A 12268-nucleotide genomic window follows, 5' to 3' on the forward strand; every position below is an offset into this window, starting at 1 on the left:
GCCCGGGACGCCGCCGCCGCCGCCGCCGGCGCTGCCAACGACGCGGCCGGTGCGGCCAACACTGCAGCCGGCTTGGCCGACACAGCCCGGAATGGCGCCGACGGCGCCGCAGACGCCGCCAATGCTGCGGCGGGCCTGGCCAATGACAAGGCTGTCGCGGCGCAGACTGTGGTGGACGCGGGGGCGACGATCCTGGCGGCGAAGGATGCCGCCGTCGGGTCGGCGGCCGCGGCCGCCGTCTCTGAAACCAATGCCGCCGCCAACGCCGCAGCCGCCGCTCAAGGCGCGGGCCTGCTCAATCCCTGGCCTGACCCGTTCTTCCGCGAAATTCAGAACTCGACCACGGCGTATCTAGGGGGGCGGAAGCGCATATCTGCCGCCTTCGACAGCCTCGCTGCGCGAGTGGACTCCCCCTACTACCCAGACGGTCGGTCGTTCAAGGTGCTGCAGGCGTCGACCGGGTCGCGGGGGTTCTACATGTTCCCCGACGAAGCGGGGATCGCGGTCGGGGAGACTATGCGCTTCGGCGTCGAGCTTTCCGGGCTAGGTCAGTCGGTCGCTTGTAACCTTATTTGGCAGGACGGGATCGGCGGCAACGTTGGGTCCGCTGCCTCTTGGGCGACGCTAGTGACAACGAACCTGACGACGCCCAAGCGGGCTGTCGGGTCCAGCGTGCGACCGGCTGGCGCCGTTCGGCTGCTCGTCTATTTCACCAAGACGGTGAACACGTCCGACTACTATATCGACGCCCTCTGGGGACACGGTGCGGGAACGACGATCCCCAGCCTTCCGGTGCTTGGCCCGTCAACCCCGCTATTGCCTAACCGCATCGTGGCACTGGAGTCCGACGTTCGCCGCGCTAAGGCGGCGATGCTGCGCCGGGTGTCCTACGCGACCACATCCACGGTCCTGGCTGTATCGGCTGGTAGCTCGGACCCCGGAAACACGCTCTTCTTCGGCTGGGCGCAAAAATGCACGCCGGGCGGGGTGACCTTCAACGCCATCCGTGTGCGCCAGGTCCGCCGTCGCAGCGATACGCCCGCCGCGCAAAATTGGGCGACCTTGAACGTCGTCATCCGGGCGGGCGCCAGCAACGCTCATGTCGGCGGCGCCCCTGTCGTCGCGGTCGGCTCTGTCGACCTTGACCCCCTGGTGACGTCCTACGACGACATCCTGGTCCCTCTGCGAGACCCGACGACGGGCGCGTTCAAGACCCTCACCGACGCGGACCTCTCAGCCGAGTACATCGTCGGCGCCTATGCGCTCGCCGTTGACGGAAGCCCTGCTACGCTGAACCCGCCGACTGGGGCGCTCGCCAATAAAGCTGCCGACAGCTATTACATGTCGAGCGGCAGCAGCCTCACCGACCCGAAGATCGCAACTTGGTCGGATCGCAGTGGGGACGTCGCGGTCGGGCTTGAGCATGTGTTCCTCACCGGCCGCGCCGATAGTTGGGTTCCCACGGGAACGCTGCAAGGTCAGGTGCAAGCGGTCTTCCAAACGCAATTGGACAAGGCGGAGTGGGCCGCAGATCCAGCCGCCGCCTATACCGGTGCGGCTGACGTCCTGCGCGCGGCGAGTCGCGGGACCTCCGTGCGGACTTCTGTCTTCCATGGGTGGGGGGACATCCTTGCGCCCGCTGGGGTTAGCTTCAACGCTATCCGGCTCAGCAGCATTTCCGCAGGTCCTGGGGTCAAGAAGTTCAAGGTCGTCGTCCGCGCCGCGGCCTCTGGCGACGCCCACAAGGGAACGGCGACGCTGGTCGCTGTCGGCGAGGTCGTAGTCAGCACCACGGCGACCAGCTTCACGGACGTATATATCCCGCTGACGGACCCGACGACCGGCCTGTTCAAAACGCTCACCAACGCCGATCTTACTGCGGAGTACGGCGTCCTGGTCTATTGCGTGGATGCCGCTGGCGCCCCGATCCATATGGATGAACCAACGGGCGCGATGCCGAACCGCCTGGGGACGCCCCGGTCCTACTATTCTGCGAACTCGAACGACCCGCTCACACAGGACTGGGGGCGCTACACCGGCGACAGCGCTATCGACGTCAGCCATGCGATGCTGTCTGGCCTGACAAACAGCTACACCTTCAGCGTCGCCGCGCTCGCGAAAATCGCGGCGGCGGTCCAGGCGCTTACGCCTACGGCGACGCCTCCTACTCTCCTGATCCCGCCAAAGCTCTACACGGTGCAGGGACAGGAAGCGCACCTGTACCTCGACGGCTTGACCGCCGAGGACGCCACCGATCTTGACTGGAACGTCGACGTCGCAAGTTCGCTCGGCGGCGCGGGCGGCCTAACTATGGGTCAGCAACGCGACGAGGATTGGGTTTGCACCCCGGGCGCCATCGGCGGCGCTGTCTCAGGCGCGGTCATGACGGTGACGGCTCGCGATAAGCGCACCTCGACCGTGCTCGCCAGCGGAACGACGAGCGTCATTTACACGCCGACCCTCACGACGAACGTCTCGAAAACCATCACGCAGCTTGGTGATTCCTGGGTCGCCGCCGGTCGCATGATCCAGACGCTCCTGGCGCTTTCGGCGGCTGACGGCCATCTCAGCCTCACGGCGCTTGGGACCCTTGGGTCCGGCCCGAATTATCATGAAGGGCAGGGAGGTTGGTCTTTCCAACGCTGGAACCAGCCACTTACTGCACCAGACCAGGCGGCCAACAAGTTCTACAATCCGGGGACCGGTAAGTTCGACTACGCCTACTACCTCGCGCATTCGGGGGTCTCGACACCGTCGGATATCTTCGACACCCACCTCGCGATCAACGATGTCTTCTCAGCTACGACTGACAACGATGCAGACGACCGTGCCACGGCGGCGTTCATTCACGCCGAGGAGATGATCGTCAGTCTTCATGCCGTTGTTCCGACGATGAAGATCCTGATCAACGGGTGCCCCATGCCGGCGCGTCACCAGGACGGGTTCGGCATGAACTATGGGGTTGGCCAGACCCGGCGACGCCAAAAGCGGAACGCCATCCGCTGGAACCTCAAGGCCATCGCCCAGTTCGCGGGCCGCGAAGCCTCGGGAATCTACTATTGCCCTATCGCGACTGGGATCGACCCTGAGAACAACTTCCCTCGTGCGGCAGCGGCCATCGCAAATAGCCGGACGGCGGCAACCATCGCCCGTCAGAACAACGGCGTTCACCCCTCCAACGAGGGCTATGACCAGGCGGCAGACCAGATCTGGGCGCTACTGAAGAGCCTGTATCCGTAAGCGTATACCCCTGCTGCGACACGTGCGCATGGCCGAGGGGCGGACCCGGGAACCCACCTCAATCCACATTTTACCTGAAGGAGGGCCCATGGCCCCCGAACCTGACCGCATGGCCGGTTTCCTGGCCACGCTCGCGGGCACTGGCCTCTTTGGCCTCTTCACCCTCTACGGCGTGCTGCAGTCCGGCCTGGCGCCCAGCCGTGAGGACCTGGTGCGCGCCCTCACCAACATCGCTTTCGCCCTGGCCACCGGCGCGCTCCTCGGATGGGTGGTCGTGCCGCACCTGGTGGCCATCGTTCCCGTCGAAGCCCTGCGCGAGATCCACCTCGTGGGTTTCGTCATCGGGGCGTCGGCCTGGGTGAGCCTGCCGGTCGCCTACAAGGCTCTGGCCGGCTTCCTGGCCAAGAAGCTCGGAGACATCCCGAAATGACCGCCATCGACCATTGGGCGGCGATCGCTGCCGGCGTCGCCTGCATCTTCCTGGGCCTGCGGGCCGAGCTGCTGAAGCCGACGGTCGCCAAGTTCCACACCGCACCGATGTTGGTGGTCCTGGCGCTGGCCATCCTGTCGATCGCCATGGCCGCAGCCGTGGTCTCGATCTGGTGGGGTGGGGGGCACGCCACAGTGCGCGAAGCCTGGGTCTATAGCGGCATCGCGGTCTCGGCTGTGATCCTGTTCTGGAATGTGCACCGCCAGCGTGCGCCGTCGCTGCAACTGCCGGGCGGCATCGAGGCGAGAATGCGCGTGGGCCTGCAGAACCTCGGCAACCGGGCCAGTGATCGAGGTCTTCGAACCGGGAGGTCTTTGCATTGAGCCAGCTCACCTGGATCTACCACCAATCCACCGGGGCGATGTTCCTCGGCGATGTCCTGAAGGGCTACGGCTACGCCGGCGCGGGCAAGACCCTCGCCGCAGGCCGCAACAACCCAGCGATGGAGGGCGTGGTCTCCAAGGGGCCCATCCCGCGTGGGCGTTGGAAGATCACCGGACTGCGGCTGAAGCACCCGGCGCTGGGCCCCTACGTCATCCTGCTCGAGCCCGTCGGCCACAATGCCCTGGGCCGGTCGCTCTTCAGGATCCACGGCGACAACGCCGCCGGCGACGCCAGCCACGGCTGCATCATCCTGTTTCGGAATTTGCGCGAGCAGATCTGGAAGAGCGGCGTGCGCGACCTGGTGGTTGTGGCCTGACCCTCTTCGTTCTCGGCGTCCTGGTGGGCGCCGTAACCATCCTCCTCGGCCAGGTCCTCGTCGGCTGGCTGTTCCTGCGGAGCTGCGTCGGATGTTCACCCTTCGCCACCTGGTCATGGCGCTGGCCACCGTGGCCGCCATCGCCTGGTCCTGGCACATGTATTCGGCCGGCCAGGCGCGCGAGCGGCCCAAGACCGAGGCCGCCGTCGACTCCGCTGAGTCCCACCGGCTGAGCGCCCAGGGCGCCCAGGCCATGGGCCAGGCGCTGGACATCACCGTGCACCAGGCGCGCGACGCCGACGTAGCCGCGGCGATCGCCGCCGCCCAAGCCAAGGAAGCTCCCAATGCCGACGTCCCGCTGGATCCTGCCCGGGCTCATCGCCATCGCGCTCTCGACGATGAGCTGTGCCGGCTCCGGCCCTCGCTTGGCCGCTGCAGGCCCGCCTCGGGTGGAGACGCCGGCGGAAGCCACTAGGCCCTGCGACCTCTTCCGCCTGCCGCCCAACCCGACCCAGGCCGACCTCGATGGCGGCTACGGGACGCGCGGCGCCCAGATCCTGGTCTGCGACGGCAAGCGCGACCTGGCTGTGCAGGCCCAGGAGCTCGAGCACCAGCTGATCGATCAGTGGATCGCCCTGCGCGCGGAGCGCAACCGCCCTTGGTGGAAGGTCTGGCAGTAGATTAGAAGCCAAGGATGGTTGGTAGGTCAGGCAGCTCAACCCACCAATTGTGACCAATGAAGTGCGCCCCCGCCACCACATACAAGAGCAGCGGCGCTGCGAGATCCATGCCGACCAGCAGTGCGCGACGCAGTAGGGGCCCCAGCAACAGGTTGCTCCGGATCGCTTTCATGGCGGAGTTCATTTCCCGGAGGGCCATTTCCATGCCGGCCAGCTTCCCGCTTGCGTCGAGCCGAGCGCGGTTCAGCTCGGTGACAGTCGTCTGCAAAGGCCCCCACTGGCGACGCAGGTTATCCAGGATCTGAGTCCCGAGGACGAGGTATTCGTGGCGCGGCTCCGGGGCTGGCGTAAACACGACTCCCGCTAGTGCGTCGCGAACCTGGTGGGTCTCGGGAGCATGGAGTTGCTGGCGGATCTGTTCCTGGATGTGATCATTCGACCAGGCTAGCGCGAGTTCCTTGAAGCGCTCGACGGGCTCTTGCACTGCAGAGGCGACCTTGTTTTGGTCGAATGCTACCCCTGCCTCCATGGCTGCGATCAGCGCGGGGTTGTTCATCTCGGTGACGACAAGCTCCGCAGTCTGCCCAAGGCGTTCTTCCATGGTCGCATATTGGACCATGAACTGTTCGAGCGACTTGACGACGTCCTTCTCACCCAGGTCCATGGCGCGGGAGTAGGCAACAGCCTCGGTCGTCCAGATGAGGCAGAAATTGACGAAGTAGTAGGTCGACGCCAACGCGAGCACCAAAAGCGCGAAGGCGGGATTTAGCCCCTCGATGGTGGATCCGAGCGAATTGGTCAGTTTGACTGTGACGCCGGGTAGGCTGAAGAGCAGCAGCCCGCCCGAATAGAGCAGCGTCGTTCTCTTGTGAGAGTAGTAGGCGCTCGAGAGCTCGGGTGTCTTTTTGGCGTCCGCCATCCCCATCCCCCCGTGCTATTGGACGGGGGCCGAGGCGCTGAAACGCCTCGAGCCGCGAGCTGACACTCGCACCCAGGCGCAGCCGCGGCCGCGCACAGATCCCGCCACCGGTGCACCCGGCGGGGTCACGTAAAGATTGAGTCCCCACATGGAGTCTACCCTGACGGCCGTCACGGCCGTGCGCCCCGTCGCGCCCTACATCGGCGGCAAGCGAAACCTGGCCAAGCGCCTCACGGCCATGATCGAGGCCGTCCCCCACACCACCTATGCCGAGCCCTTCGTCGGCATGGGCGGGGTCTTCCTGCGCCGCACGGCCAGGCCGAAGGCTGAGGTGATCAACGACTGGAGCCGGGAGGTCTCGAACTTCTACCGGATCCTGCAGGTCCACTACGTGGCCTTCCAGGACATGCTGAAGTGGCAGATCACTTCGCGCGCCGAGTTCGAGCGCCTGCGCCAGGTCGACCCGGACACGCTCACCGACCTGCAGCGCGCGGCCCGATTCCTCTACCTGCAGAGGACGGTCTTCGGCGGCCTGGTGAACGGCGGCAGCTTCGGCGTGGCACCTGGCTATCCCGGCCGCTTCGACGTGACCAAGGTCGCGCCGATGCTCGAGGACCTGCACGAGCGGCTCGCCGGCGTGATCATCGAGCGGCTGCCCTGGCAGAAGTTCCTGACCCGGTACGACCGGCCCGACACGCTCTTCTACCTGGATCCGCCGTACTACGGCTGCGAGACCGACTACGGCCCCGACCTCTTCCGGCGTGAAGAATTCGAGGAGATGGCCAGCATGCTCGAGCAGCTGCAGGGCCGGTTCATACTGAGCCTCAACGACACGCCCGAGACGCGGGAGATCTTCGCCGCCTTCGAGCGGGAGCCGGTGCGCCTGTCCTACCAGGTGTCGGGCATGCCCACCGAGGGCAGGGAGCTGATCATCAGTCGGACCTGATCGAATGCATATTCATGCATGAAAATGCACAAACGCTCCCCGATCTCGGCCGGGGGGGCATTTCCCGTTTTGGGGAACGCGCTTGTGGCGGTTTCTCTCCGCTACGGAAGAGCCACAATACCGGCGATGAATTGAGACGAAAGCTCGAACGGCAGTGCAACCTTGATGACTCCGTCCCCCGGGGTCCGGAAGTGGATCTCGAGATGTCGATCGGGAGTGATGCCGAACCGGTAGGCGGAAATCGCCATAGGGACTTGGCCAAGAGGGCGAACTTCCTCGGGTCCAGATGAACTTGCGGCGGCAGCCTGCAACAGATGACAGCCTAGTTGTTCAGCAATCTCGCTGTGGAAGCTCAAACAATAGGCTTGTGCGCCCATGGGCGCGATTAGTTCGATCTCCCCATCGGCGGCCAAAGCAACCCGGATGGGGGATTGCACCCCCGGGCCTGCGGTAACTTGCAACCTCACCTGCGACGACTTCGAAGCCGCAACTTCCTCCGGCGAAATCCCAAGCTCTTCTGGGGTAAGCGTGGAGAAAATACTCTCGGCCACTACACTTGCGCCGTCGAAGTTCGGCTCCTTCGTGTAGTCAGCGATCAATGTGGCGAGAACTTCATGGGCCACTTGCCTGACTGCCACACGCTCCGCGTCTGAAAGAGGCTTCTCCTCACCGTCTTTCACATGGATCCAGCCAAGCGAGTTGTCATGCTTCAGCGCCGCGTAGGTTGCGTCGAGACCAGGATCAACGTGCATCGCTTCTTGGTTGGCGGCCGTCAGAACCAAGTTTGCACGGCTCATCTCCCGGCCTGCGTTGTCGCGAATGACGGGCGTATTCCACCAATGTTCGAATTTGCGCATACGCCCGGGATTGGGTCCCTTGCTTAAGGGCGCTGCATATGCGGCCGACCCGTCCTTCTGAAGGAGGACCGTCAGCCCGCAGTGGGCGAGCAAATTTGCCGGATGGTCTGGATATGCGGTGTCGAGAAACTCTGTCTTGCGGGATAGTTGGGTGCAGAGGGAGGGCTGATCGGCCTTGTCGTAAAGCAGCACGCGCAAGGTGCCAGCAAGGTGCAGGTACGCCGCCGATGCGCCGCTGTCGAAATGATCGGCAGCCGACGAGAGCAGGCTGAGGTGATCGGCCATACTCCGCTCTAGTTCAGCGCGGGACTTCTGCCTCCTGCCGGGTGCACCGGATCTATTCGACTTCAAAGCCGGCTTCCTTTGTCGCGACCAGAGTGCCGAAGAGTGGCCGTGTTCGGTCTTCCGGACAGCTCAATGGTCCCTTCGCATCCTTCCACGACTGCCCCCCGGCTCCGGCCGGGGGGCTTTCTGCGTTTCTGGCCCCGGTCAGCGATCGTCTTCGGGCACCAGGCCGCCGTCGACCAGGTCGGCGGCCAGGCTGCATCCGGCCCCACGACACTGCGCCCGCATCGTCTCGAGCACCTGGTCGGTGGACATCCCGCGCCAGACGGCCGCCTGGACCGCGCCGGCGTAGACCGGGCCGACGCCGCACTCGCCGCAGGCCAGCACCAGGTACTTGCCGCTCGCCGAGAGCATGGGAGCGAGGGGCAGCTTGTCTCGGACGTCCGCCGGCAGGCTGGCTTTCCAGCGCTGGTGCAGGACCTCGGCCGCCCCGGGCGGGGCGTCATTCATCTGGATCTGCCAGGATCCTCCCGGCCGAATGGTCATGAAGGTCACCCATCCATCGCACCCGGGCTTAGGGCAGGCGGGCCGGCGATCCCAGAAGCTGAAGCGGGGGCCCTGCTTGGCGATCACCCGGTCAAGATCGACTGTCCGGGTCGGGCATCCCCCGAGTTGGCAAAGCGCAAAGACGGTCGCGCCCTCGGCCTTCAGGCTGCCGGCGTCCTCGCTCCAGGTCGGCATGAACTGATGATTGAAGGATCGGCCCATGGCCGGACTCCTAAGTCCGAACTTCGATGAGAACAATATGAGAACGTCGCAAAGGGCGCAGGCGCAGATGATTCGCGCTGCAGGCTAGGCGGGGTCGCTCAGCCTCGTGCGTGCGCGCGCGCGTTCTTCCACACCACCCAGTGATTCAGCCCATTTGGCGGGCGGTCACATTTCCGGTAATGCGCGTTGTGCGCGGTGTACGGCCTCAGACGATCTCGGCGGGATCCACGCGCCGGCAGAAGGCGCGAGCGTTCGGAGCCTTCACCACAATGTTGTGGTCTGGCGGGGTATCAACGAACCACAACAATCGATGCTCGGCCTGATAGGAGAAGCGCCGCTCCTTGAGCAGCAGGTCTTCCTGCTGAGCGGCGGCGGCCACGCTTTGGAAAAGCTGCTCTATCGGCACATTCCCACCACCTTCTGGCAATGGAAACGGGTCGCCTTGCATATGACGAACCAGCGACCGGCCGCCATAGATGCAATGCCCGCTTATCCCATTCCTAAAGCCGACAAGGTGGCGAGAAATTTCCAGGGCGAAGTCGGGGACGTTGGTGATCTCAATGCAGGCATCGCAGCCGTCGAACTTCGACATAAGATCTTTGCTGAGGCTTTGGGATCCACAGAGCACGTAGGCATGCTGCCCGGTCTTTGTTAGCGCCCACATCTCTCGGCCGCCGCCGATGGCCCGAAGAATGGCCGTGCCCTCGTTGACGTCACCTCTCGCTTCGTCGGGGTGCTTAGCGAATTGCGCAAAGCTGGAGAGCATTATGTCTCCCCTCTCGAAGAAAGCGTCGACGTACTGCTGAGGCAAGTATCGATAGACCGGGGGAAACAGGACGCGCCAAGGCCGGTTGTTCGCGTGATAGTCAACAAACGGAACAGGCTCTGCGCGGTGTGATTGCTCGTTCGCGAGGCGCTCTTCGGCAGTGATTTCTTCGGTCATGGGCGGAGCCTAGCTTCGCCTTAGTTAGGTTGAAAGGCGATTGCGCCTGGTGAGTGGCGGAGGCGCCTTTGCTTGTGGACGAGCCACGACTCGGAGCAACGCGATCTAAGCGAGCAGCTTGAGCGCCCAATGGGACCCCTGCGAGCTCCCATAACGTGACCTCGAATTAAGCTGATCAGGTCCGCGTCGCCGTCTAGGTTTCCCTCAAGATTGCTCAACAAGAGGAGGAGACCGCCATGAGTCTTCTGACCGTCGTGACCGCCGTGTCCGCCCTGGCCCTGATTGCGGGCGCAGCCAACGCCGCCACTGTCGAGGTGAGGGACGCCGTGGCCCGCGTGGTGGTGATCCCCGAAGACCGCCAGGATATCAGGGTGGAGTTCCTGACGACCAACCCCAGCCTGCCCCTGCACGTGCGCAGTCTGGGCGGCAAGACCATCGTGGACGGCGATCTCGATCGAAAGATCAAGAACTGCCACGGTGGAGGCGGCAAGGCCCGCGTCTATGTCGCCGGTATCGGGGACGTCGCCTATGACGACATGCCCCAGATCGTGGTCCGGATGCCGAGGGACGCCAAGGTCGAGGCGGGTGGGGCTGTGTTCGGCTCGGTGGGCAAGACCGCCAGCCTGGAACTCTCCAACGCCGGCTGCGGCGACTGGACGGTCGGCAACGTGGCTGGGAAGATGAGCATCAACGTCGCGGGTTCGGGCGACACCTACACGGGCGTCTCTGGCGAAGCGGCGCTGCGGGTCGCTGGGTCAGGCGATGTACGTACCCAGGCCGTCAACGGCGCGTTGGAGGTCTCGGTGGCCGGATCCGGTGATGTCAGCGTCGCGTCGATCTCCGGCCCGCTGACCGTGAAGATCGCCGGCTCCGGCGATGTCAGCGTGCGGGGCGGTAAGGCCACGGAGGTGAACACGTCCGTTGCGGGCTCTGGCAACGTCGAGTTCGGCGGCGAGGCAGGCAGCCTGAAGGCCAGGATCGCAGGCTCCGGCGATGTACATGTGAAGGCCGTCACGGGCGAAGTCTCCAAGGCCATCGTCGGCTCAGGTCGTGTCAGCATCGGCTAGCTTGATCCGTGGCTGGCCCTGCTCCGAGTTGAGGGATTTACAGATGTAATCTTGTGTGGCCTGATCAGGCCATGAAGGTTCTCCCAAGTCTCGCGATCGCTCTGGCCCTGCCGACCCTGGCGGCCGCGCGACCGGTCCTCACTGTCGAGGCGCCGGCCGCCCGGGTCATTGTCATCCCGGAGGCTCGACAGGATATGGCCCTGGAGGCCGACGCTCGACTGGCGATCCATCCTGTGGCCGGGGGCAGCGCCCGGGTCACTGGGACCAGTTCCTGGCTCGAACAACATGTCCCGTGGTTGTTCGGCTATTCGTGCCAAGCCAACGGTGTGAGCCGCTGGGGCCAGTCCATTCTCCTCAAGGACCTTCCCACCCTCACGGTGCGGGTCCCCTTGGAGGCTGAGATCGTCTCAAAGGGCGCAATCCATGGCCAGGTCGGCGAGGGCAGGGCGCTGAAGCTCTATGCGTCCGGCTGCGGGACCTGGCGCCTCGGGCCCTTGTCGCGCGGTCTGACCGTCACCCAGGCGGGGGCGGGCCAGGTGATCGCCAGCCATGTGGACGGCAGGCTGTCCGCGACGGTGGACGGCGCCGGGAGCGTTGTGGTGGGGAATGGAGTGGTCTCCAGCGCCACCCTGGTGATGAACGGATCGGGCCGCATCGACGACCGCGGAACCGCTGGGATCCTGAACGCCAAGATGAACGGATCGGGCAAGATCACCGTGCGGCTGCTGGCCGGTCAAGCCAACGTCTCCTATGATGGAGATGGCGACGTGAAGTGGGGACGGCCCCCCGGCAAGAAGTTCTGCAGCGGCCTGTCCTGCTATCGAGAGTGACCTCCAAAACTTCCTGAACCGAGGCGGCTGCTGGCCTTGACGAGGCCGAGTCGCACACGTATAGACGCGCCTCCTGTTGGATCGGCTGTGCGCTTCGAAGTGATTTGAAGCGCAGACGCGGTTCGCGGAACGACCCGGTGGTCTGAGAAATCAGGCAACTGGGCGGGGCCCTCGCGGAACTCTTTCGCGCGGGCCTATGTCGTTTTTAGCGGACTTACGCGTACGAGCGTCTCTCTTGAGGGGCGTTTGGGTTGGTCTTTGAAATGGTCAAAGTCACGCGGACGGACGTCGTCTGTAGGGGAAATTGAAGAGCGATATGGATCGTCAGAACATCCGCATCCGGCTCAAGGCCTTCGATCACCGCGTGCTGGATCATTCCACGCGCGAGATCGTCAATACGGCTAAGCGCACCGGCGCGACCGTGCGGGGGCCTATCCCCCTGCCGACGCACATCGAAAAATTCACCGTCAACCGTTCGCCGCACATCGACAAGAAGTCGCGCGAGCAGTTCGAAATCCGCACGCATAAGCGCGTGCTCGATAT

At 64.6% G+C, this 12268-nt stretch carries 14 protein-coding genes; 10 read left to right on the plus strand and 4 right to left on the minus strand.

What is annotated here, in order from left to right; all coding sequences use genetic code 11:
- From AAC997_RS04205 to AAC997_RS04230, 6 genes are all read left to right on the plus strand, one after another.
- On the plus strand, nt 1-3240 hold a 3240-nt coding region (locus tag AAC997_RS04205), incomplete at its 5' end, for a hypothetical protein (protein WP_340644441.1).
- Nucleotides 3241-3328: 88 nt separating this feature from the next.
- Nucleotides 3329-3670, plus strand: coding sequence for a hypothetical protein (locus AAC997_RS04210; RefSeq protein WP_340644442.1), 342 nt, complete (start codon nt 3329-3331; stop codon nt 3668-3670).
- Entirely contained in the window at nt 3667-4053 is a 387-nt protein-coding gene (locus AAC997_RS04215; protein WP_340644443.1) for a hypothetical protein, read from the plus strand. Before AAC997_RS04210 ends, AAC997_RS04215 begins: the two co-directional genes overlap by 4 nt.
- Nucleotides 4050-4430 carry a hypothetical protein gene (locus tag AAC997_RS04220; protein WP_340644444.1) on the plus strand — a complete coding sequence of 127 codons (381 nt, stop codon included), beginning with the start codon at nt 4050-4052 and terminating at the stop codon, nt 4428-4430. The genes AAC997_RS04215 and AAC997_RS04220 overlap by 4 nt, the downstream gene beginning before the upstream one ends.
- A 91-nt stretch (nt 4431-4521) precedes the next feature.
- Nucleotides 4522-4905, plus strand: coding sequence for a hypothetical protein (locus AAC997_RS04225; RefSeq protein WP_340644445.1), 384 nt, complete (start codon nt 4522-4524; stop codon nt 4903-4905).
- Nucleotides 4880-5110, plus strand: coding sequence for a hypothetical protein (locus AAC997_RS04230; protein ID WP_340644446.1), 231 nt, complete (start codon nt 4880-4882; stop codon nt 5108-5110). Before AAC997_RS04225 ends, AAC997_RS04230 begins: the two co-directional genes overlap by 26 nt.
- Nucleotide 5111: 1 nt before the next feature.
- Here AAC997_RS04230 and AAC997_RS04235 read toward each other — a convergent pair whose 3' ends face one another.
- A complete protein-coding gene (locus AAC997_RS04235; protein ID WP_340644447.1) occupies nt 5112-6029 on the minus strand; it encodes a hypothetical protein in 918 nt (305 codons plus the stop codon).
- 148 nt (nt 6030-6177) lie between these two features.
- Between AAC997_RS04235 and AAC997_RS04240 the strand changes: the two genes are divergently transcribed.
- Complete coding sequence (locus AAC997_RS04240; protein WP_340644448.1) at nt 6178-6975, plus strand: DNA adenine methylase; 798 nt, start codon at nt 6178-6180, stop codon at nt 6973-6975.
- 101 nt (nt 6976-7076) lie between these two features.
- Here AAC997_RS04240 and AAC997_RS04245 read toward each other — a convergent pair whose 3' ends face one another.
- From AAC997_RS04245 to AAC997_RS04255, 3 genes are all read right to left on the minus strand, one after another.
- Nucleotides 7077-8117, minus strand: a complete 1041-nt coding sequence (locus AAC997_RS04245) for a hypothetical protein (protein WP_340644449.1) — start codon at nt 8115-8117, stop codon at nt 7077-7079.
- 204 nt (nt 8118-8321) lie between these two features.
- The gene (locus AAC997_RS04250; RefSeq protein WP_340644450.1) at nt 8322-8885 is read right to left on the minus strand and encodes a hypothetical protein; all 564 of its coding nucleotides are present in this window, start codon (nt 8883-8885) and stop codon (nt 8322-8324) included.
- A 205-nt stretch (nt 8886-9090) separates the two neighbouring features.
- Nucleotides 9091-9828, minus strand: a complete 738-nt coding sequence (locus AAC997_RS04255; protein ID WP_340644451.1) for a hypothetical protein — start codon at nt 9826-9828, stop codon at nt 9091-9093.
- A gap of 236 nt (nt 9829-10064) precedes the next feature.
- Between AAC997_RS04255 and AAC997_RS04260 the strand changes: the two genes are divergently transcribed.
- The 3 genes from AAC997_RS04260 to rpsJ form a co-directional block, all read left to right on the plus strand.
- Nucleotides 10065-10895, plus strand: a complete 831-nt coding sequence (locus AAC997_RS04260) for a DUF2807 domain-containing protein (RefSeq protein ID WP_340644452.1) — start codon at nt 10065-10067, stop codon at nt 10893-10895.
- A 71-nt stretch (nt 10896-10966) separates the two neighbouring features.
- A complete protein-coding gene (locus AAC997_RS04265; RefSeq protein ID WP_340644453.1) occupies nt 10967-11725 on the plus strand; it encodes a hypothetical protein in 759 nt (252 codons plus the stop codon).
- A gap of 316 nt (nt 11726-12041) precedes the next feature.
- Nucleotides 12042-12268 (plus strand): 30S ribosomal protein S10 (gene rpsJ, locus AAC997_RS04270; protein ID WP_340644454.1); only part of this gene is annotated, 227 nt, incomplete at its 3' end.

Origin of the sequence: Phenylobacterium sp. (assembly GCF_037968635.1) — a bacterium.
Taxonomy (GTDB): Bacteria; Pseudomonadota; Alphaproteobacteria; order Caulobacterales; family Caulobacteraceae; genus Phenylobacterium.